Here is a 20,579-nt window from a genome sequence, read left to right on the forward strand (position 1 = left end):
TAATAAAGAGGGGACGTTGGTCACGTTCCGGTGTCGGAGGGTTGGTCCCGGCGGGGGCGACTCTCTCGAAAACCTCTGTCTCAGCTGGGGAAACGCTCGATCAGGAGGTCCCAGCCGGCCTGGATCCAGGGTTCGGTGCCTACCCGGAGTATCGTGGCGCCCTCGTCGGCCGCGGCCCGCGCCAGATTGGCGTCCGCCGAGGTCATCCAGCCTTCGCGCACGGCGTTCCGGTACTCGTCCTCGTCCTCGATCTGCACCTGGCCGTCCCGCTCGGTCCAAAGCGGGTCGAGCTCCAGGTCGACGATCGACCAGCCGTCGGCCGTGCGCTGCGGGGGCGTGCAGATGTCGAGGGAGAGCCGCCGCCCGTCGTCGCGGAGTAGCCACCAGCCCACCCAAGGGCGGCCGGGAGTGATGAGCAGGATCATCGGGTGGTGCAGGGGGTCACGGTGCCCGTCCGGCCAGACGCAGGCCTGCCCGGGACGGCCCGAGACCCAGAAACCGTGCTCGTCCTCGCGCTCGAGGTCCAGCTCGAAGAGGTAGGTGCCGGCCGGTCGCTTGATCTTCGTCAGGTTCACCGGCCGAACCTAGAGGGCATTCAGCGCCCAGTCGACGGCACTGCGCACGTCGTGCACCACCGGTACGCCTTCGGGCAGCGGTGGGCGCTCGACCATCACCACCTCGAGGCCGAGTTCCCGCGCCGCGGTCAGCTTGGCCGCGGTCATCGGGCCGCCGCTGTTCTTGGTGACGAGAATGTCCTTGCCCGCGAGCAGTTCTCGCTCGCCGTCGAGGGTGAACGGACCGCGGTCGAGGATGACCTCGCAGCGCCGCGGCAGCGGTCCGTCGGGTGTCTCGACGGCGCGCAGCCAGAACCGCTGGGGGAGTGGGGCGAACGGTGCCGTCTCCTGGCGTCCGGTGGTCAGCATGATGTTTGAGGACGCGTCGGTGCCGGCGACGCGGTCGGCCGCGGCTTCGAGCGTGGGGACGCCGTTCCAGCGATCGCCGGGCTGAGCGACCCAGGCCGGGCGGCTCAGGATCAGCAGCGGGACGCCTTCCGCGGCCTCGGCCGCGTTGGCCGTGATCCGCTCCGCGAACGGGTGGGTCGCGTCGACCACGGCCGAGATGCCCTCGTCCACCAGGAAACCCCGCAGGCCGGTGACACCGCCGAACCCACCGACCCGCACGTCCCCCGGCGGCAGCCTCGGTGACGAGACCCGCCCCGCCAGCGACGACACCACCGAGACCCCGGAGGCCGTGAGAGCCGCCGCGAGCTCGCGGCCCTCGCCGGTGCCGCCGAGAATCAGGACCCGGCCCATCAGTTCAGGCGGCGGCGCAGGAGATAGGTGTCCATGACCCAGCCCTTGCGTTCGCGGGCGGCGGCCCGCGCCTTCTCGATCTCCGGCCCGACCTCGAGTACCGGCCCGCTGAACAGGATCTCGTCTTTCGTTCCCAGGTATGCGCCCCAGTAGATGTCCACATCCGGGTCTTTCACGTGCCGGAAGGCGCAGTCCCCGTCGAGCATGACCACGACATTGTCCAGCCCGGGCGGCATTCCGCCGGCCAGAAGGCGGCCCGGCGTGATGTGGATGGGCTCGCCGATGCGGTTCAGCGGGATCCGGTGCCGCGCGGTGAGTGAATGCAGGCTGCTGACACCAGGAATGACCTCGTAGTCGAACTTCACGTTGCCGCGCTCGAGCAGCTCCTCGACGATCCGGATCGTGCCGTCGTACAGCGAAGGGTCGCCCCACACCAGGATCGCGCCCACGCCGTCGTCGGTGAGCTCGTCGGCGATCATCCGCTCGAAGATCTCGGCCCGGCGGTGGTGCCAGTCCTTCACCGCGTCATCGTAGGCCTCGGCGGTGCGGTCGCGTTCAGGGTCGTCGGCCTGCACGAAACGGTAGTCGTGACCGGCGATGTGCTGCTCGCAGACGTCGCGGCGCAGCTGCACCAGGTCGTCCTTGGCGCTGCCCTTGTCGATGAGGAAGAAGACGTCCACCGTGTTCAGCGCCTTGACGGCCTGCACGGTGATGTAGTCCGGGTCACCCGCGCCGACCCCGATCAGCAGGACCTTCCGCATCAGTGACGGCTCCGTTCGGTGGAGTAGAGGTGGCTGTCCGGGAATTCGTGGGCCGTGAGCACCGGCCCCACGACAATGACGGCGGTGCGACGGATCCCGGCCTCGTGCACCTGCCCGGCGATGGTGCTCAGCGTGCCCCGCAGGATCTGCTCGTCGGCGCGGCTGGCCTTGGCCACCACCGCGACCGGGCCGTCGGCGCCGTAGAAGGGCGCGAGCGTCGCGACCACGTCGTCGATCTCCTGGACGGCCAGGTGCAGCACCAGCGTCGAGCGGCTCTCGGCCAGCTTCTCCAGCTCCTGGCCCTCGGGCATCGCGGTGGCCTGGCGGGCGATGCGGGTCAGGATCACGGTCTGGCCCACGCCGGGCACCGTGAACTCACGCTTGAGAGCGGCCGCGGCGGCGGCGAAGGCGGGCACGCCGGGCACGATCTCGTAGGGGACGCGGAGGTCGTCGAGGCGGCGCATCTGCTCGGCGACGGCGCTGAACACCGACGGGTCACCGGAGTGCAGCCGGGCCACGTCCACGCCGCGGTTGTCGGCGGCCTTGAACTCGGCCATGATCTGCTCGAGATCCAGGTTGGCGGTGTCGACCAGCCGGGTGCCGAGCGAGCACTCGTCGAGCAGTTCCTTCGGCACCAGGGAGCCCGCGTACAGGCAGACCGGGGCCTTCTGCAGGATGCGCAGCCCCCGGATCGTCAGCAGGTCGGCCGCTCCCGGGCCGGCACCGATGAAATATACGGTCACGTCAGTTCCTTCCAGGCGACCCACTGCGTCACCGGCATGGCGGGGCGCCACCCGGTGAACCGCCCGATCGCGGTGGCCCGGGTGATCTCGATCTTCGTCAGGGTTCCGCCGTACATTGAATATGCCTCAGCCAGAAGCATTTCCGATTCCAGGGTGGTCACGTTCACGACCATCCGCCCGCCCGGGGCCAGGGCCTGCCAGCACTGGTCGAGCAGGCCGGGGGCGGTCAGCCCACCGCCGACGAAAACGGCGTCGGGGGTGGGCAGCCCGTGCAGGGCGGCGGGCGCCTCACCGGTGCGCACCTCCAGCTGGGGCACGCCCAGCAGGTCGGCGTTGCGGGTGATGCGGTCGCTGCGCCGCTGGTCGCGCTCGATGCTGACCGCCCGGCACGAGGGGTGCGTGCGCAGCCACTCGATGCCGATGCTGCCGGCGCCACCACCGACGTCCCACAGCAGTTCGCCGGGTTCGGGGGCCAGGGCCGAGAGCGTGACGGCCCGGACGTGACGCTTGGTGAGCTGGCCGTCGTTCTCGAACGCGTCGTCGGGCAGGCCGGGGGTGCGCGAGAGGCGTTGCGGTCGGGCCCCCGGGCGGCACGTCACGGCCAGCACGGTCAGGGTCTTCGGGCCGGCCGGGGCGTGCGCCGGGTAACCGGTGGCCGGCCACTCGTCGGCGGACGCGCAGACCCGGGTCTCGTCGGCGGCGCCCAGGTTGCTCAGGGCGGTGAGCTCGCTGGGCCCGAACCCACGGTCACGCAGCAGGCCGGCGACCAGGGCGGGGGAGTCCTCGCCGGGCACCAGCACGAGCAGGCGGCGGCCGGGGGAGATGCCGGGCTGCAGGGTGGCGGCGGGACGCCCGACCAAGCTGATCACGTCGGTGTCCTGCTGCGCCCAGCCCATCCGGGCGCAGGCCAGGGAAACGCTCGAGGGGTGCGGCAGCACCTCCAGGTCGAAGCCGGGGGCGACCCGGGCGATGGTGGTGGCGATGCCGAAGAACGTGGGATCCCCGCTGGCCAGCACCACCTTGCGGGCGCCGGGGGTCTTCACCAGCAGCAGCGCCAGGGCCCTCACCAGGGGCGTCGGCCAGGCCACCCGGTTCGCGGCGACCTCGGCGGGCAGCAGGGCGAGCTGCCGGTCGCCGCCGAACACCACGTCGGCCTCGGTCAGGGCCGCGCGGGCGGCGGTGGTGAGACCGGCCCACCCGTCGGCGCCGATCCCGGCCACGACGAGGCGCTCACGCGGCGTGACATCGGCGGCGTCGGCGGGCGGTGGAACGGTGGGCACGCCGACACCCTAGTTGAGTGACTCTGAGCTCCTCCCCGTCACGGCCCGGCCCGATCCTCCCGGCCACCCTGGGTGGTGAGGTGTGTGCGTCCCGGTGCCGACGCGTCCCCCGCCTCGCTGGTGCTGCCCGGTGCGGGCCCGCTGGGCGGGCCCACACCGGACGGATCAGGCGTGCACGGTGATCTCGGTCAGCGTGGGGGTGTAGGTCTCGGACGCCTTCTTCGAGGTCAGGCTCACCCGCAGCTTCGGGGTGGTGACCTGGTCGAACGACACCGCCAGGTCGTGGCCGACGCCCTCGGACCCCTCGGCGAAGGTGACCCAGGCCGACCCGGTCCAGCGCTGCAGCTCGAAGGTCTGCACCCGGGGGTTCGTGCCCGAGTCGGTGTACTCGTCGAGCACGACCTGGCTGAACGTGGTGTCGGCGCCGAAGTCGACGTCGAGGGTGATCGGGTAGGTGGCGTCGTCGGCGGCGGCCCAGCGGGTGCTGAACGAGCCGTCGGTCAGGTTCACCGCGCCGAGTGTGCCGCCGGCGCCCGGATGCGTCGAGCTCGCGGTGACCGGCTTGCCCAGCGCCAGGTTCGGGGCCGAGCCGTTCTCCTCGACCGGGTCGTCGTCGACCGGGTTCTTCACCCGGTCGCCGATCTTGCGCTCGGCGATACCGATGTCGGGGGCGTCACCGTAGTACAGCTTGGTGCCGAGGATGTCTTCGGCTCCGAGATGCACGTTGTAGCGACCGGCGTCGATCAGGGGGGAGGTGCTCTTGAGAGCGAAACGCTTGGCCGTGTCCTTGATTCCGGTCGCCTGGGTGTAGGTCGACGGGTCCTTCGTGAACTGCGGGTCCTCGCGGAGGCCGCGGGGGTCGGCGGGTTCTTGCGCCGAGTGCGTGCCGCCGGCCTCGTAGTAGTCGTTGTTGGAGAACACGGCCTGCCTCAGGGCACCGGTGCGCCGGTACCAGGGCGTGGTATCGGTTTTCGAGCTGTTGTAGAAGATGTTGTTCAGGAAGTAGACCGGTGACAGGAACGTCTCGTCGTGCACGTAGTCCATGGCGGCGCCGTCGTAGACGAACGTGTTGTTGGCGAAGTATGTGGGTGAGTAGTTGGTCGAGAGCATGTTCTTCACCAGCACGCCATTGTCGTTGACGCTGAGGTTGTACCGCGCCACCGAGTTCGAGCTGTTGCCCATGTAGGCCATCCAGCCCGCGGCGTTGTCGTGCGAATAGTTGTACTGGTAGGTGACGTTGAAGTTCGTGTACTCGAGATCCCAGGGGGTGCCGTCGTACTCGTTGGCCGGGCCGCCGTAGACCTCGTTGTACTGCATCACCGAGTCGGCGCCGGCCCACAGGTACAGGCCGCACGAGACCGCGTCGTAGCGTTCGAGGAAGCCGTTCACCTCGTTGTACTCGACCAGCATCTGCTTGGTGTTCGCCAGCTGGATCGCGCCCTGGCCGATGCTTTCGGCGTAGTTGTGGCCGATGTAGACGTTGCGGCTGTAGAGGTCGCGGGTGCGTACCCAGAGCTGTTCCCAGCCCTCGTGGAACTTGCCGCTCTCGTCGTACTGGCCGGAGGCCGTGCCGTCGGCGCCGAACCAGTTGAAGGCGAACTGGATGGCGTGCAGCTCGACGTGTTTGAAGGTGTTGTTCTCGATGCGGACGTCGTCGAAGTAGTAGCCGCCGGTGCCGTACTCCTGGTAGTTCTTGCTTCCGAAGACTTGGAAGTTCACGGCGCCGTAGTGGATCTTCTGCCAGGAGCTGGGGCCGTCGGTGTCGTGCACGTAGATGTCGTTGATGCGGAAATGGTTCATGATCGTGTCTGTGCCGATCTTGTCGGCGTTGATCGAGACCATGACGCCGTCGCGCACGTAGCTGCCGGTGGTGATGTCGGTGGCGAAGTCGTCGTCGTTCGACAGCTCGATCTGGTTGATGTCCCAGTACTGCTGGTTGCGGAGCACGACGGCGCCGGTCAGGCCCACGGTTTCGGGGTTCTTGGTGCCGTCGGCCCGGAACGGGCTGGGCACGTTGCCGTTGGTCGCGATGTAGGGGCGGGTCCGGGCCTGGCCGTAGGCCGAGATCGTGATCGGTTTCCCCTCGCGGCCCGAGCCTTTCGGCCAGAGCTGCTCGTCGTCCCACTGCTCGCCGGCCTTCAGCAGGATGCGGTCGCCGGGGGCGAAGGTGGTGGCGTTGGCCTTGGCCAGGGATTTCCAGGCGGTCTGCGTGCTGGTGCCGTTCGCGGTGTCGCGCCCACCGGTGGCGTCGATGTAGTAGTCGGTGCCGCCGTAGGGGTTGGCCGAATTGCCTTTCCAGTCGGTTTGTTTCGTGGTTTCAGAGCTTGCGGACGCGGTGGTCGCCGTCAGTGTCAGCGGAACGGCCAGCAGTGTGGCGAGTAGCGGTACGAGCAGGAAGCCTGACATCCGAGTTCTCAACCCTGCACATCCTCTGCGTCGATGGCGTTCACCGCCGAGGGGTCGACGGTGAGGTCACTGGCCCCCTCTCGCTGCTCCAGGAGATCGTCGAGCTTCTCCGAGACCAGCGACTGCCGGATCCGTGCCGCGTAGGTCTGGTAGGCCTGGGCGGAATCCACGGTCTTGCTCTCGAGCTGGTAATAGGTGGTCTGGGTGGTGCCGACGACGGGCTGCGAGATCTCGCCGATGTCCAGGGTGCTCAGGATCGAGGCGAGTTCCTGGTCGTGGGCGTTGTTGCCGCTCCGGGTGAAGGTCGCCCGGCGGACGCTGGTGCCGGGTTCGGTGATCTGCCTGAGCTTCTCGGTGTCGGGAAGGGGTGCGTCCGGTTCCGTCACCAGCTCGGTGTAGGTGTAGGTGGTGGCGTTGGCGGCCCAGTCGTTCCTGTCCTGTTCGAAGGCCTGTTTCACCTCGGCCTCGCTCACCCAGAGCGGATCGCCCGGTTCCTGGCCGAGTTTCGACTGCAGCTGGGTGGTGAGATCGGTGAGACGGTGTGAATAGTATTCTTCGGGGGTGAAATCGGTGAGGCCGTAGACCGTCTCGCCGCGCTCGGTGGCGTCGGAGCGGGCCTGGTTCTCCGTCGTGACCTCCTGCATGAAGTCGCCGAAGGTGGTTGACGTCACGAGGCCCTGTTCGTGGGCCAGGGTGAGAACGGCCCGGTCGTGGCGGATGTCGTCGAAGGCCTTTTCGCTGAGGGTGTTCAGGTTGTCGTCCCAGTCGACGCTGCGCGAGAGGCGGTTCATCTGGAAGACGAGTTCGTCGCGGGTGATGGTCTCGCCGTCGAGGGTGGCCACCTGGTCGTGGTTCTGGGTGAGGTGGACGCCGGTGGTCACGAGGGCGGCGACGGCGGCGGTGGCGCCGAGGGTGAGGAGCGCGCGCTTCATGCGCCGATCACCTCGGCCCGGGTGATGACGGGGGTGGCCCGGCTCTGCGTCACGGTGATCTTCACGGCTGTCGTCACGACCGGGGGGAACGTCAGAATGCGCTGGTAGCCGACGGTATTCGCCTCCGCCAGGGTTTCCCAGCGGTCGTCGAGCCGGGCCTCGAGCAGAACGTGCTCGATGCGCTGGCCCTGGGCGATGTCCTCGCCCAGCACCACGGCCTCCACCGCGTGAGGTGAGTCGAGAAGCAGCGTCAGTGCGTCGTCTTCACGCAGGTCGGCCTTGAGGGTGCGAGAACGGAAGTCGGCGATGCGGGCGCCCAGCCCCTCGAGGGTGGCCACGTCCTGCGGATGGATCACGCCGTCGCGGGTGGGGGGAACGTTCAGCAGGAAGGTCGCGTTGCCGCCGACCGAGTGCCGGTAGATGTCGAAGAGCTCGTCCACGGAACGCACCTCGCCGTTCTCGGACGGGTGGTGGAACCAGCCCGGCCGGATCGAGGTGTTGACCTCGGAGGGGTACCAGACGAGGTCGCTGATGCCGTGCAGGGCTTCGCGGGAGCCGAGGTCGGCGTCGTCGCTGCGGACGGTGCGGGCGAACTCGCCGTCGTCGACCTGCTGCGACTTCGCGGCGATGCGCTCCACGTCCTGCAGGGCCCGGGGCACCACGCTCCACTCGTCGGTGCGCGTCTCGCCGGCCTCGTTGCCGCACCAGCGCACGTCCGGACCGCACACGCTGATCACGGCGCTGGGCTGGAGACGGCGCACGGTGGCGTAATACCGCTCCCAGTCGTAGGTCTGGACCTTGCCGTTGGGACCCTCGCCGTTGGCGCCGTCGAGCCAGACGCAGAACACCGGGCCGTAGCTGGTCAGGAGCTCGGTGAGCTGGGCGACGTAGAAGTCGTCGTAGGCGCGGCCGGACCCGTACGAGGCCTCGGTGCGGTCCCACGGCGACAGGTAGATCCCGAACTTCAGGCCGTGCCGGTCGGCGGCCGCCGCGACCTCGGCCACCACGTCCCCCTGCCCGTTCTTCCAGGGGGAGGAGGCGACGGAGTGCCGGGTGACGGCGCTGGGCCAGAGGCAGAAGCCGTCGTGGTGTTTGGCGGTGAGGATGACGGCCCGCAGGCCAGCGCTTTTCAGGGTGCGGACCCACTGGTCGGCGTCGAGGGCCGCGGGGTCGAACAACGCGGGATCCTCGTGGCCCAGGCCCCATTCGCGGTCGGTCATGGTGTTCATGCCGAAGTGCAGGAAGCCGTAGAACTCGAGCTGCTGCCAGGCCAGTTGCCGGGGTGACGGCCGGACCGCGGTCAGGGCGGGGACGTTCATCGGAACCTCCGGTGAACAGCTGAGGGCTGGAGAACGTGGTTACCATGGCATCGATAACACGAGCGGCGCAAGGGTCTGGCCCGCACCGGTGGCCGATTCGGAGCCGCGCGGTCGGTGTGCGTCCAGGTCGATGAGGCCGGGACGTTGCGACGGGCGCCGGTCGTGGGCGCGACGCAGAGCGATGGATCGTTCGGCGGGGCCGGGTTCGGCGGGGCCGGACCGCCGAGCGCGGCTGGATCGTTGGGGGAGCCCCGGCCGTTGCCGGATTGCTCGAGGGGGCGTCGGCGGCTCGGTTATGTCGTGCGGGCGGTGCGGGTGGACGGGGGCGGGGCGGTGGAGGCGCGCACCGAGAGTTCGGCGGGGGCGGGCTGGTGGGAGGCGCCGGCAGCGGCATCGGTGGGGGCGGAGAGCAGCAGGTCCACCGCGGCGGCGCCGGAGGCGTAGAAGTCCTGGCGCACGGTGGTGAGCGGGGGCGAGCAGTAGGCGGCCAGCGCGATGTCGTCGACGCTGACGATCGAGACCTGGGTGGGCACGTCGCGGCCCTTCTCGCGCAGGGCCCGGACGACGCCGAACGCCATCTCGTCGCTGGCCACGAACACGGCTGTGACTTCGGGAATCAGGGCCAGGATGGAGCCCTGGTGGTGCCCCGAGCCGGGTGACCAGTCGCCCTCGAGCACCGGTGGCGGCTCGATGCCGGCCGAGGCCAGGCACTCCTGCCAGCCCTGGCGGCGCTGACGGGCCTCGATCCACTCGTCCGGGCCGGCGACGTGCCAGACCTGGCGGTGGCCGAGGTCGAGCAGGTGCTGGGTGGCGATCCGGCCGGCCTCGCGCTGGTCGATGCCGAGTACCAGGGCGCCTTCGGTGCGGGAACCGTCGACGGTGACGGTGGGGATGTCCCGGGTGATGTCCTCGATCTTCTGGGTGACCGAGATCAGCGGCACCGCAATGACAATGCCGTCGACGTTCTGAGTGGCGAGCTTGGTCAGTGACCGCTCGAGCTGCCCGGTGTCCAGCCCCGCGATGGTCGCGATGCTGACCGCGTAACCCGCTCTCCCGGCAGCGGCCTCGACCCCGGCGGTGACGGCGGATCGCGAGTAATAGCCTCCCGACTGCAGCAGGACCAGCCCGATCGTGTGACTACGCCCGGAACTCAGCGCCTTCGCCGCATTGTTGAGGCGGTAGCCGAGCTCGTCGACGGCCGTCAGTACACGCCGCCTGGTGTCCGGACTGACGTTGGGGGAGTCCCGCAGCGCCCGCGACACCGTCTGCGCCGAAACCCCCGCGGCCCGTGCCACATCCGTCATGCTCGGCTGACGAACGGAACCACCCCGCTGCCCCCGGGCTCGTTCGACCCAGGCTCGTTCAACCGGGGCTCCGTCAACCCCGGCCCGCCCGTTCTCAGACGGCCCGGCCCCGGTCCGCTCGCCTCGGGTCTTCTCGGTCGGGGCCTGCTGGCCTCGGGTCTTCTCGATCGGGGCCTGCTCGCCCTGGGTCTTCTCGATCGGGGCCTGCTCACCCCCGGCCTTCTCGATCCGGGCCCGCTCGATCTCCGTCCGCGCACCCTTGGACCGCCGAACCCCCGTCTGCGCGTGTCCGTGCTGCTCAACCCCGGCAGTCTCCCCCTCGGCCCTGCCTCGCTTCGCGCCCATGCCGCTCCCTGATTGCGTTCCCCTCCACGCGATGCGTGCCGGGCGCCATTCTGAACCATGTCGTGCCTGTTAATGATGGCATCGATAACAAGCTGCGTGTCCCAAAGAACGCGCCCGCCCCCCGCTCGCCGCTCGCCCGGCCCCCGCTCGCCGCTCGCCCGCCATCGCCCGGCGCTTGCCTGCCGTCCGCCTGGCCTGCCGCCTGCCCTCGCCTGCCCCGGTGCTCGCCCGCCGCCCGTCTGTCTGCCCGCTTGCCCGCTTGCCCGCTTGCCCGCCTGGCCGCCTGGCCGCCTGCCCGCCTGGCCGCCTGGCCGCCTGGCCGCCTGGCCGCCTGGCCGCCTGGCCGCCTGGCCTGTAGGCCGCCTACCCGGCGCTTGCCTGCCGCCTGCCCGCCGGCCTGGCCCAGCGCTTGCCTGCCGCCTGCCCGCCGGCCTGGCCCAGCGCTTGCCTGCCGCCTGCCCGCCGGCCTGGCCCAGCGCTTGCCTGCCGCCTGCCCGCCGGCCTGGCCCAGCGCATGCTTGCCGCCCGCCCGCCTGGCCCAGCGCATGCCTGCCTGCCTGCCGTCCGCCTATACGGCGCTTGCCTGCCGCCTGCCTCCCGCTGTGTCGGCGTTCGGCGCCGAGTTCGGGCGCACGTGCTCGGTGCGGCCAGAACCTGTGCTTTCGATTATCGATAATCGAAAGTATCGATGTCCCGCTTTCCCGCGCTGAAGGAATCGTCACTCGTTGCCTACTGCTGCAGGCCACGTAATGGGGCGGCGCGAGATGTGGCATGGGCAGGGGCGGTGCAAGAGCAAGGTGTTCGGGGGGCGTTCTGGGCGTAAAGCTTGGGATGCCAACGATGTGGGGGTGCTCAGCAAGGGGAGGAAAGACCGGGGCTGACCAGGTTGAAGGCTGGCGGCGTGGCTCAGTGGGGCGGCTCAGTGGGGCGGCTCAGTGGGGCGGCTCAGTGTGGTCGGCGATGTGGCTGAGCGGGGCCGGCGATGTGGCGACGCCGCTCGGTGGGGGCAGTGATGTGGCTCGGCGGGCCGGCGATGTGGCCCGGTGGGGCGTGACTGGCTCGGGGGCCGGCGACGTGGCTCGGTAGCCGTTCTCGTGGGTCAGTGGGCCGGCGACGTGGCTCGGTAGCCGTTCTCGTGGGTCATTGGGGCGGCTCAGTGGGCCGGCGGCGTGGCTCGGCCTGAACGGGTGAGAGCCCCTGGCGGCTGCGGTTTCTCGCCAGGGGCTCTCACGTCGAGCGGGTGCTTCCGTTGTGCTGCGTGCATCGCGGTGCTCGCCAGGCGGCCACAGGCGCTCGGGTCGACCGGCACTTCCACGCCGCGGTTGGGCTCCCGCGAGGCACTAACTGGTCAGAACGCGGGTTCCGGCCTGCCCGGAGGGGGAGGCACCGGATCCGTTCCCGGCCCCGGGATCGGGGGTGTGGGAGCGGGGGGTGCCGGCACCGGCCCCGGGCGCGGTGGCTCCAGCGGCGGGTCCGGCTCGGCGGGCGGCAACGTGCCGTCGCCCGGGAGCGTGAAACCGCCTGGTCGGGCCTGGCCCTGGGGGCGGGGTGGGGTGGTGTCGTCCGGGGGCAGGGTCATCCCATCGTCCGGAACGGTCATCGTGGTCCCCCTTTCGGTCGAAGCTCGGCCGATGGATCTCCGTCCGACGTCAGTCGGTCAGGATCCACGCCGCCGCGTCCGACGGCAGCAGCCCGCCCTGCACCGGCAGGCTCGACACGACCACCCTGCCCGGTGGCAGCCGGACCGCAACCTCACCCGTGTCCAGCATGCCGAATGCTGCGGGAGCCGGCCCGGCGCGTCCTCAATCCCGAGGCAGGAATCCCGAGGCAGGCCCCGGTGCGCCGCCGGGGGAGCGGCACCCGGCTTCCGTCGCGCCCTGGGTCGGTGGGCCCGAAAAGGGCGCTCTGCGCCGGTCGCCCCTTAACGTTACATACCGTAGGGGACCTGTCGCTCCAGCCACTGCAGCCTGAAGGCGTGCTCCTCCTCCAGCCGCTGGCTCAGTGACGCCGCGACCTCGGGCCCGCCCTTGCGGCCGAACCGTCCGTGCGTCTCGAGCTGCACGGCGATGGTGAAGCGGGTGCCCACGGTGCCGGCGGGCTCGAGAGCCAGCTGACCCACGATCTCCACCTGCGGTGCCGCGGCCAGCTCGACCAGGTACTCGCCCTGGCGGGAGCCGTTCCAGGTGGACTGCTGCCACGACTGGGTCTCGGTCATCACGGACTTGCCGCCGAAGAACCGGCGGGCGGGCATGATGTCCGCCGCCTGACGCTCGGCGACCTGCCGGAAGACGCCGGCCCGTTCCCGGAGTTCGAGGACGTGGAAGTCCTCGTACCCGAGCTGCCTCGCCTTCTCGGTGAGATGCTCGAGCCGGGTCATCGTCCGGAAAGTCACCAGTGGTGAGATCCCGTAGACCCAGCTGAGTTCGAACTGCGCTGACATGCCTGAGTGTCCTCCTTGACGCCGGACTCTAGGACATGATCGCCACCTGTGGGACAACAGGGCATGTACGGACCTGCACAGTTACCGCGTCCGGACCCGCTGTCACGGAAATGGGGAAGGCCTTCGCTGAGATAGCCTGGCACCGTGGCTGAGTACATCTACACCATGCGTAAGGCGCGTAAGGCGCACGGCGACAAAGTCATCCTCGACGATGTGACGCTGTCGTTCCTGCCCGGCGCCAAGATCGGCGTGGTCGGGCCGAACGGCGCGGGTAAGTCGAGCGTGCTCAAGATCATGGCCGGGATCGACCAGCCGTCGAACGGTGACGTCCGGCTGGATCCCGATGCCACGGTGGGCATCCTGATGCAGGAACCCGAACTCAACGAGAGCAAGACCGTCCTCGGCAACGTCGAGGAGGGGGTCGGCGAGATCAAGGGCAAGCTCGACCGCTTCAACGCGATCTCGGAAGAGATGGCGAGCCCCGACGCCGACTACGACAAGCTGCTGGCCGAGATGGGCGAACTGCAGGAGGCGCTCGACGCTGCCGACGCCTGGGACCTCGACTCGCAGCTCGAGCAGGCGATGGACGCACTGCGCTGCCCGCCGCCGGACGCCGACGTCACGGTGCTCTCCGGTGGTGAGCGCCGCCGCGTCGCCCTCTGCAAGCTCCTCCTGTCCAAGCCCGACCTGCTGCTCCTCGACGAGCCCACCAACCACCTGGACGCCGAGAGCGTGCAGTGGCTGGAGCAGTTCCTGGCCTCCTACCCGGGCGCCGTCCTGGCCGTCACCCACGACCGGTACTTCCTCGACAACGTCGCGGAGTGGATCCTCGAGCTCGACCGCGGCCGGGCCTACCCCTACGAGGGCAACTACTCGACCTACCTCGAGAAGAAGGCCCAGCGTCTCGCCGTCCAGGGCAAGAAAGACGCCAAGCTGGCCAAGCGCCTGTCCGACGAGCTCGACTGGGTGCGCCAGAACGCCAAGGGCCGCCAGACCAAGAGCAAGGCCCGTCTGGCCCGCTACGAGGAGATGGCCGCCGAGGCCGAGCGCACCCGCAAGCTCGACTTCGAGGAGATCCAGATCCCGCCGGGCCCGCGTCTGGGCTCGCTGGTGATCGAGACGCAGAAGCTCGGCAAGAGCTTCGGCGAGCGCGACCTGATCAAGAACCTCTCGTTCACGCTGCCGCGCAACGGCATCGTCGGCGTCATCGGCCCGAACGGTGTGGGTAAGACCACCCTGTTCAAGACGATCGTCGGGCTCGAGGAGCCGACCGAGGGCGTGGTGCGCGTCGGCGACACGGTGCTCACCTCGTACGTCGACCAGAACCGCGGCGGTCTCGACCCGAAGAAGAGCCTGTGGGAGACGGTCTCCGACGGCCTCGACTACATCAAGGTCGGCCAGGTCGAGATGCCCTCGCGCGCCTACGTGGCCGCGTTCGGTTTCAAGGGCCCCGACCAGCAGAAGGCCACGGGCGTGCTGTCCGGCGGTGAGCGCAACCGCCTCAACCTGGCGCTGACGCTCAAGCAGGGCGGAAACCTGCTGCTCCTCGACGAGCCGACCAACGACCTCGACGTCGAGACCCTCGGTTCGCTCGAGAACGCCCTGCTGGAGTTCCCGGGCTGCGCCGTGGTCATCTCCCACGACCGGTGGTTCCTCGACCGGGTGACCACGCACATCCTGGCCTACGAGGGCACCGAGGAAGACCCGTCGAACTGGTACTGGTTCGAGGGCAACTTCGAGAGCTACGAGAAGAACAAGATCGAGCGTCTGGGCGAAGACGCTGCGCGCCCGCACCGGGTCACGCACCGCAAGCTCACGCGCGACTGATCAACAGCCAAACCCCATGGGGGACGCGTCGGGTGACCGACGCGTCCCCCATGGGGTTTTGGTTACAGAGCCCCTTGGCGACGCAGAACCACCAGGGCCAGCCAGCCGATCGGCACCCGGATCCAGAACGTGATGACGCGGAAGAGGACGGCGGCGGAAAGGGCGGCGGTCGGGTCGACCTGGATGGCGACCAGGCCGCCGGTGAGGGCCGCCTCGGCCGCCCCGATCCCGCCCGGCACCGGCGCTGCACCCGCAAGAGCGGATCCGGCGATCACCACGACCGCGAGCAGCACCAGCGGCTTGCTCTCGCCGAACGCCGCCAGCGCCGCCCCCAGCACCCCGACGAAGCCCAGGGTCACGGTCAGGTGCCCGGCCGTCGCCAGGGCCAGCCGCCGGGGATCGGTGACGATGGTGCGCAGCTGAGGACCCGCGTCGCGGAACGGCTTGACCACGTACCGCCAGGCCAGCTGCCGTCCCCACGGCCACAACCGCAGCAGCACCACGGCGGCGAGCACGATCGCGGCCGCGATCAGCACCGTGACCCAGGGGATGTGCGGGGCATCGCTGAACGACCGCCCCGAAGCACCCAGCAGAACCACCACGAGCACGGCCGTGACCATGACGGACATGGTCTGCACCAGCCCCACGACGGTGACCGCGACCGCCAGCGGAATGTTGCGGCGACTGAGGTAGCGGACGTTCAGGGCGAGGCCGCCGGCGCTCGCGGGCGTGATCAGGTTCACGAACGACGTGGCGAGCTGGACCAGCGTGATCTGCCCCAGCGGGACGCGCCCGGGGGCGAAGGCCAGGAAACTGATGGCGCTGCCGAGCACGGGCAGTACCGACGCCAGCACCGCGAGCAGCAGCCAGGCCGGGTCGGTGGTGCGCAGACGTTCCCAGAGGTCAGCCGGGTGCACCTGCTGCAGGAACACGTAGACGGCCACGAGCGAGGCCAGCCCCAGGACGATGCGCCCGATCAGCGTTCCCCAGCGGCGTCTCGGTTCTTCCGGTGCGGTTCCGGCAAGCGGGACGTCCGGCCCGGACGAGGGCTGCGCTGCGGGGACGTCGGAGGGCACTGACACGCTCACAGCGTTGCACAGCGGGCTGAGCAGGGAGAAAACGGGGACCGGGGAGTCAGGCGGTGGTGAGGAGGGCTGCGAGATCGTCGATCTGGCCGTGGAAGACCCTCCCCGGCGTCGGGAAGGCCGGTGCGGGCGCCCACGTCGCAGGAGCACACGTCCAGCTGCGTCCGCCGGGGAAGAAGATTCTTCCCGCCACCAGCGGCGTCAGTCTTCTTTCGCCTGGTCCTCGTCGTCGTCGCGCCTGCGGTCCTTCTCGTCGCTGGGGCCCGAGTCGCCGCGCTGGGAGTCCTCGCCCTCCTGCTGGCCCAGCCGCTGGGCCTCCTCGTGCTCGGCCTCGATGTCGGCGCGGGCCTGGGTCAGGCGCTCGAAGAGGCCCTCGATGTCGTCGCGCAGCGCCTGGAGCCGGTGCGCGAGGGCCTCGTGCTCGGCCTGCTGGGCGCCCTGCATCGCCTCGTCGACCAGGCTGACCGTGCTCTCCAGGCGGTCTTGCGAGCCGTCGAGCGCGGTCAGGCTGAGCGTGAGGTGTGAGGCCACCTCGCTGCGGCTCATCTGCTCGTTGATCTCGTCGAGCGTGCTGACGGCCCCTTCGAAGGCGTCGTCCAGCCCGGACAGCTCGCCGGTGATCTTCTCCAGCGCCTCGCCGGCGATGCTGATCGACTGGGCCACCCCGTCCCAGCCGTGCTCGTAGGCCAGCTCGATCTGGTCGCGGGTGTATTCCAGGGTCTCATCGCCGTGGGTGGCGGACTCGGCCACCGCCGCGCTCACCGCCTTGACGTCTGAGCTGATTTCCTCGGTGCGCGACATGGGGCTCCCTGCTCGAACTGGGCGAGTTGGGAGGAGTTTAGGGCGTTCGCCCCGGTGTCCGGGCCGGCGCGGCGGGCCGGTACGCCGCGACGACACCGGCGCCTCATTCCGGCACGCGGAACATGCCCTCCTGGCCCACGGTGGCGAGCAGCGTGCCGTCGGACGCGTAGATCCGGGCCAGGCCCAGACCCCGGGCGCCGGACGCGGACGGGCTCTCCTCCACGAACAGCAGCCACTCGTCGAACGAGACCGGCCGGTGGAACCACATCGCGTGGTCGAGGCTCGCCGTCTTCATGCCGGGCGTGGCCCAGGCCAGGCCGTGCGCACGAAGCGTGGGCTCGAGCACGGTGTAGTCGCTGACGTAGGCCAGCACGATCGCGTGCAGCAGGTCGCCGGCCGGCAGCGGGGAGGTCGGGCGGATCCAGACCGCCTGCTCGGCGATCTTCTCCGGGCCGGGCGTGAGGAACAGCGGGTTCTGCACGTGCCGCAGCTCGAACGGCTGCGAGCGCAGCAGCGGGCCCAGGTCTTCCAGCCGGTGACCGGCCTCGGCCAGGCGCTCGGCGATGGTGGGCAGCTCGTGCGGACGCGGGACCTCGGGCATCGGTGCCTGGTGGTCGAGTCCCCCGGAGGGGATCTGGAACGACGCGATCATCGACAGGATCGGCTTGCCGTGCTGCACGGCCTGCACCCGGCGGGCGCTGAACGACCGCCCGTCGCGCAGCCGCTCGACGGCCAGCTCGATCGGCACCGACGGGTCGCCCGGCCGCAGGAAGTATCCGTGGAAGGAATGCGGCGGACGGTCGTCGCCGACCGTCTTGGTGGCCGCGGCGAGCGCCTGGGCCAGTACCTGCCCGCCGAAGATCCGGCCGTTCGGTGCGTGGTAGTTGTGCCCCAGGAAGCGGTCGTCGCCGGCTTCCTCGACATCCAGAATGCTCACCAGCGCGTCGATCGGGACCGTCACCGACGGGTTCGCCGACGTCCCCGCGTCCACCCCCGTGATCGCGGCCAGCGCGTCGCGCGCCGGGTCGTTGCTCGTCACTCGTTCTCTCCTAAGCCCCTTCGGGCCGATGAGGCCCTCCGGGCGGTAAGCCGTGTCAGGCCGTCAGGCAATCAGGCCGTCAGGCCGTTTCGGGCCGGGCACACACCATGCGGGTGGCCAGGTCCGCGTACAGTTCCCCGATCTCCGCGGCGGTGCGGCTGCCCCGGGGGTCGTACCAGCGGGCCACGTCGACGCTCAGGGAGAGCAGGGCCCGCGCCACCGCCCGGGGGTCGGGCACGTCCATCTCACCACTCGCGTTCCCGGCCCCGAGCTGGGCCTCCACCACTCCCTCGATGCGACGGCGCACGTCGAGCACGTGCTGCCGGTCGGCGTCGGCCAGGGCGGCGATCTCGTGGTGCACGACCCGCGCGACCCGGTGCCGTTCGGCGTGCCAGGCGGTGAAGTCGCGGATGACGGCCTGCAGCCGCTGCAGGGCGGTGCCCTCGAGCGCGGCCGAGGCGGTCACCAGCTCGAGCGCGGCCTCGTGCCCGAACACGCTGATCTCGGCCAGCAGCGCCTGTTTGGAGGGGAAGTGCACGTAGAGCGCCGCCGGGCTGAGCCCCACCCGGGTCGCGATGTCGCGGGTCGTGGTCGCGTGGTAGCCACGTTCGGCGAACGCCTCGATCGCGGCCTCGATGAGACGCCGCGAGGAGTCACCCGAACGGGAGTCGCGATCGTCTTCGTCCGTCCAGCTCGCCGCCGACCGGGTCACCATGGCGGGAGCATGTCATGGACGGGCGCTCAGTCAAGGTCGGGGAGAAGCTGTTCCCAGGCCGAACGGCCGGGTGATGTGACCGTGATCATGTGTCAGGCTTCCGGATGATTCGTGCATCCCGGGCGCCGCAGGCGTGGTCCGGGAACCCCGTTCCGGGTGCGACGGCGCATCCGGTGTGGATGAGGAGGGCACATGCGTCTCGACGAGGAGACGGCGATCCAGGTCGTGCGGGCCGAACCGGCCCGCCGGTTCGAGGGCCGGGTCGCCGTGGTGACAGGGGCCAGCCGGGGCATCGGGCTGGCGATCGCCCACCGGCTGGTGGCCGAGGGGGCCAGGGTCTGCGTCACGGCCAGGAAGCCCGGCCCGCTGGAGGACGCGGTGACACAGCTGGGCGGGGCCGCGTCGGCTGTCGGGGTGGCCGGGCGGGCCGACGACGCCGAGCACCGCGGGCACGCGGTGCGCACCGCGCTGGAGGCCTTCGGCCGGCTCGACGTGCTGGTCAACAACACCGGCATCAACCCGGTGTACGGCCCGGTGAGCGAGGCCGACGCCGGGGCCGCGGCCAAGGTGTTCGACGTGAACGTGATCGCCGCGCTCTCCTGGACCGAGGAGGTGCGCAAGCTCGGCCTGGGCCACCAGGACGGGGCCGCGATCGTGAACGTGGCCTCCACCGCCGGTCAGCGGCCGGCGCCGGGCATCGGGGTGTACGGCGCCAGCAAGGCCGCGCTGATCCACGTGACCGCGCAGCTCGCGCTCGAGCTGGCCCCGCGTATCCGGGTGAACGCGGTGGCCCCGGCCGTGGTGAAGACCCGGTTCGCCACCGCGCTCTACGAGGGGCGGGAGCAGGAGGTCGCCGAGGGGTATCCGCTCGGCCGGCTCGGGCACCCGGACGACGTGGCCGCCGCGGTCGCGTTCCTGGCCAGCGACGACGCCTCGTGGATCACCGGGCAGACGCTGACCCTCGACGGCGGGGTGGGGCTGCGCGGCGGTTTCGGCTGAGGGGCGCGGGCCTGATGGCGGGCCGGTCCTCCGGGCTCCCGCGGTCAGGTCCGACGCGTCCCACCGTTCCCTTCGGTTGACTTCAGTTGACCTGGTGGGTGACGGGACGGTTCAGTGTGTCCCGGTTGATTCCGTCTGCCGGAGGTATGAGTGAGCACCGAGGCGTCCGCCCCTGTTTCGGGGACACTCGACACCGGCAGCACGATGCGGGCCTGGCGGGTCACCGGCCCCGGTGATCCACTGCGGGTGCTGCGCACGGAGACGGTGCCGTTGCCCTCGCCCGGCGCCGGTCAGGTGCTGGTGCAGGTCGCCGCGGCCGGGCTCGGTCTCACCGATGTGGCTCTGGCGCAGGGTCTTTCGGTGCACGCCCCGCCTCCGCCGTTCACCCCCGGCCTGGAGCTGTGCGGTGAGATCGTGGGCGTCGGGCCGGGTGTCTCGCAGTACCGGCTGGGCGAGCGCGTGATCGGCCAGACCACGTTGCCCCACGGCGCCCTCGCCCCCTACGCGATCGCCCGGGCGCAGGACGTGTTCCCGGCCCCGACCGCGCTCGACGACGAACCCGCCGCGGTCTTCCACCTGGCCTACCTGACGGCCTGGCTCGGGCTCTACCGCCGGGCCGCCGTGCGGGTGGGGGAGTGGGTGGTCGTGTTCGGCGCCGCCGGTGGTCTGGGCAGCGCCGCGGTGCAGCTGGCGCTGGCCGCCGGGGCCAAGGTGGTCGCGGTCGTCGGTTCGGACGAGAAGTTCAAGGTGGCGAGGGCTCTCGGCGCGAACGTGGTGCTGCACCGGCAGCAGCACGACATCGAGGCGGCCGTGCGGGAGCTCACCGGCGGCAAGGGCGCGCAGGTCGTGTTCGACCCGGTGGGCGGGCCGATGTTCGAGCTGTCGTGCCGGCTGGTCGGGTTCGAGGGCCGGATCGTGGTGGCCGGGTTCGCGTCGCAGCAGGCCGTGCCGGTCGCCCCGGAGCAGGTGCGGGCCGCGAACTTCACCGTGCTGGGCGTGAACTCGGCGCTCTACCGGGAACGGGAGCCCGAGCTGGTGCAGCGGGCGCACACCGATCTGACCAACCTGCTGGACGCCGGGGCGCTGAAGCCCCAGCTGGCCGAGACGCTGCAGTTCGAGCAGGCGGCGCAGGGCATCGCGCGGCTCGCGGCGGGAGATGCCGTCGGGCGTCTCGTGGTCTCGCTGCGCCCCTCGTTCCAGACCTGAGACCCGAGGACCCCCGAAGACAAGTCGCACCCACGGACCGGCGCCGGCCAGGCCCCTCCTCCTT

17 protein-coding genes are annotated in these 20,579 nt (G+C 70.4%); 3 read left to right on the forward strand and 14 right to left on the reverse strand.

All coding sequences use genetic code 11. The features are described 5' to 3' along the window. Positions 1–80 precede the first annotated feature (80 nt). The 10 genes from J2S57_RS17065 to J2S57_RS17110 form a co-directional block, all read right to left on the reverse strand. Positions 81–575, reverse strand: coding sequence for a ribonuclease FAU-1 family protein (locus J2S57_RS17065; protein WP_307243995.1), 495 nt, complete (start codon positions 573–575; stop codon positions 81–83). A 9-nt stretch (positions 576–584) separates the two neighbouring features. Further along, a complete protein-coding gene (locus J2S57_RS17070) occupies positions 585–1,313 on the reverse strand; it encodes a cobalt-precorrin-6A reductase (protein WP_307243997.1) in 729 nt (242 codons plus the stop codon). Beyond that, positions 1,313–2,074, reverse strand: a complete 762-nt coding sequence (gene cobF / locus J2S57_RS17075) for a precorrin-6A synthase (deacetylating) (protein WP_307243999.1) — start codon at positions 2,072–2,074, stop codon at positions 1,313–1,315. Before cobF ends, J2S57_RS17070 begins: the two co-directional genes overlap by 1 nt. Continuing rightward, positions 2,074–2,817: a precorrin-4 C(11)-methyltransferase gene (gene cobM / locus J2S57_RS17080; RefSeq protein ID WP_307244002.1), complete on the reverse strand. Its 744-nt coding sequence runs from the start codon at positions 2,815–2,817 to the stop codon at positions 2,074–2,076. Before cobM ends, cobF begins: the two co-directional genes overlap by 1 nt. Beyond that, positions 2,814–4,097 (reverse strand): precorrin-6y C5,15-methyltransferase (decarboxylating) subunit CbiE, encoded by a 1,284-nt coding sequence (cbiE, locus tag J2S57_RS17085; protein WP_307244004.1) that lies wholly within the window; start codon positions 4,095–4,097, stop codon positions 2,814–2,816. Before cbiE ends, cobM begins: the two co-directional genes overlap by 4 nt. 165 nt (positions 4,098–4,262) lie before the next feature. Next, positions 4,263–6,503, reverse strand: a complete 2,241-nt coding sequence (locus tag J2S57_RS17090) for a galactose-binding domain-containing protein (RefSeq protein WP_307244006.1) — start codon at positions 6,501–6,503, stop codon at positions 4,263–4,265. An 8-nt stretch (positions 6,504–6,511) separates the two neighbouring features. Further along, on the reverse strand, positions 6,512–7,435 hold the full coding sequence (locus tag J2S57_RS17095; protein ID WP_307244008.1) for a hypothetical protein: 924 nt from the start codon (positions 7,433–7,435) through the stop codon (positions 6,512–6,514). After that, entirely contained in the window at positions 7,432–8,754 is a 1,323-nt protein-coding gene (locus J2S57_RS17100; RefSeq protein ID WP_307244010.1) for an alpha-L-fucosidase, read from the reverse strand. Before J2S57_RS17100 ends, J2S57_RS17095 begins: the two co-directional genes overlap by 4 nt. A 293-nt stretch (positions 8,755–9,047) precedes the next feature. After that, a complete protein-coding gene (locus J2S57_RS17105) occupies positions 9,048–10,058 on the reverse strand; it encodes a LacI family DNA-binding transcriptional regulator (RefSeq protein WP_370882667.1) in 1,011 nt (336 codons plus the stop codon). Positions 10,059–12,330: 2,272 nt separating this feature from the next. Continuing rightward, on the reverse strand, positions 12,331–12,843 hold the full coding sequence (locus J2S57_RS17110; RefSeq protein WP_307244014.1) for a DUF2505 family protein: 513 nt from the start codon (positions 12,841–12,843) through the stop codon (positions 12,331–12,333). 144 nt (positions 12,844–12,987) lie between these two features. Between J2S57_RS17110 and ettA the strand changes: the two genes are divergently transcribed. Next, positions 12,988–14,670 carry an energy-dependent translational throttle protein EttA gene (gene ettA / locus J2S57_RS17115; RefSeq protein WP_307244017.1) on the forward strand — a complete coding sequence of 561 codons (1,683 nt, stop codon included), beginning with the start codon at positions 12,988–12,990 and terminating at the stop codon, positions 14,668–14,670. A 62-nt stretch (positions 14,671–14,732) separates the two neighbouring features. Here ettA and J2S57_RS17120 read toward each other — a convergent pair whose 3' ends face one another. The 4 genes from J2S57_RS17120 to J2S57_RS17135 all read right to left on the reverse strand — a co-directional run bounded on the left by J2S57_RS17120 (position 14,733) and on the right by J2S57_RS17135 (position 18,310). Next, entirely contained in the window at positions 14,733–15,752 is a 1,020-nt protein-coding gene (locus tag J2S57_RS17120; protein ID WP_307244019.1) for a lysylphosphatidylglycerol synthase transmembrane domain-containing protein, read from the reverse strand. A 204-nt stretch (positions 15,753–15,956) separates the two neighbouring features. After that, a complete protein-coding gene (locus J2S57_RS17125) occupies positions 15,957–16,556 on the reverse strand; it encodes a hypothetical protein (protein ID WP_307244021.1) in 600 nt (199 codons plus the stop codon). Positions 16,557–16,659: 103 nt separating this feature from the next. Then, positions 16,660–17,595 (reverse strand): acyl-CoA thioesterase, encoded by a 936-nt coding sequence (locus tag J2S57_RS17130; RefSeq protein WP_307244023.1) that lies wholly within the window; start codon positions 17,593–17,595, stop codon positions 16,660–16,662. A 79-nt stretch (positions 17,596–17,674) separates the two neighbouring features. Continuing rightward, complete coding sequence (locus tag J2S57_RS17135; RefSeq protein WP_307244025.1) at positions 17,675–18,310, reverse strand: TetR/AcrR family transcriptional regulator; 636 nt, start codon at positions 18,308–18,310, stop codon at positions 17,675–17,677. A gap of 192 nt (positions 18,311–18,502) precedes the next feature. Between J2S57_RS17135 and J2S57_RS17140 the strand changes: the two genes are divergently transcribed. Together J2S57_RS17140 and J2S57_RS17145 are read left to right on the forward strand one after the other, a co-directional pair. After that, positions 18,503–19,309: an SDR family oxidoreductase gene (locus J2S57_RS17140; protein WP_307244027.1), complete on the forward strand. Its 807-nt coding sequence runs from the start codon at positions 18,503–18,505 to the stop codon at positions 19,307–19,309. 150 nt (positions 19,310–19,459) lie between these two features. Further along, positions 19,460–20,515 carry a zinc-binding dehydrogenase gene (locus tag J2S57_RS17145; protein WP_307244029.1) on the forward strand — a complete coding sequence of 352 codons (1,056 nt, stop codon included), beginning with the start codon at positions 19,460–19,462 and terminating at the stop codon, positions 20,513–20,515. The last annotated feature ends 64 nt before the right edge of the window (positions 20,516–20,579 follow it).

Origin of the sequence: Kineosporia succinea (genome assembly GCF_030811555.1) — a bacterium.
Taxonomy (GTDB): domain Bacteria; phylum Actinomycetota; class Actinomycetes; order Actinomycetales; family Kineosporiaceae; genus Kineosporia; species Kineosporia succinea.

What these genes read in the sequence shown, in the direction of transcription:
- J2S57_RS17070 (WP_307243997.1), bottom strand. Translation starts at nt 1,313, where the DNA reads ATGGGCCGGGTCCTGATTCTCGGCGGCACCGGCGAGGGCCGCGAGCTC.
- J2S57_RS17105 (WP_370882667.1), bottom strand. Translation starts at nt 10,058, where the DNA reads ATGACGGATGTGGCACGGGCCGCGGGGGTTTCGGCGCAGACGGTGTCG.
- J2S57_RS17100 (WP_307244010.1), bottom strand. Translation starts at nt 8,754, where the DNA reads ATGAACGTCCCCGCCCTGACCGCGGTCCGGCCGTCACCCCGGCAACTG.
- J2S57_RS17110 (WP_307244014.1), bottom strand. Translation starts at nt 12,843, where the DNA reads ATGTCAGCGCAGTTCGAACTCAGCTGGGTCTACGGGATCTCACCACTG.
- J2S57_RS17125 (WP_307244021.1), bottom strand. Translation starts at nt 16,556, where the DNA reads ATGTCGCGCACCGAGGAAATCAGCTCAGACGTCAAGGCGGTGAGCGCG.
- J2S57_RS17135 (WP_307244025.1), bottom strand. Translation starts at nt 18,310, where the DNA reads ATGGTGACCCGGTCGGCGGCGAGCTGGACGGACGAAGACGATCGCGAC.
- J2S57_RS17140 (WP_307244027.1), top strand. Translation starts at nt 18,503, where the DNA reads ATGCGTCTCGACGAGGAGACGGCGATCCAGGTCGTGCGGGCCGAACCG.
- J2S57_RS17095 (WP_307244008.1), bottom strand. Translation starts at nt 7,435, where the DNA reads ATGAAGCGCGCGCTCCTCACCCTCGGCGCCACCGCCGCCGTCGCCGCC.
- cobF (WP_307243999.1), bottom strand. Translation starts at nt 2,074, where the DNA reads ATGCGGAAGGTCCTGCTGATCGGGGTCGGCGCGGGTGACCCGGACTAC.
- J2S57_RS17090 (WP_307244006.1), bottom strand. Translation starts at nt 6,503, where the DNA reads ATGTCAGGCTTCCTGCTCGTACCGCTACTCGCCACACTGCTGGCCGTT.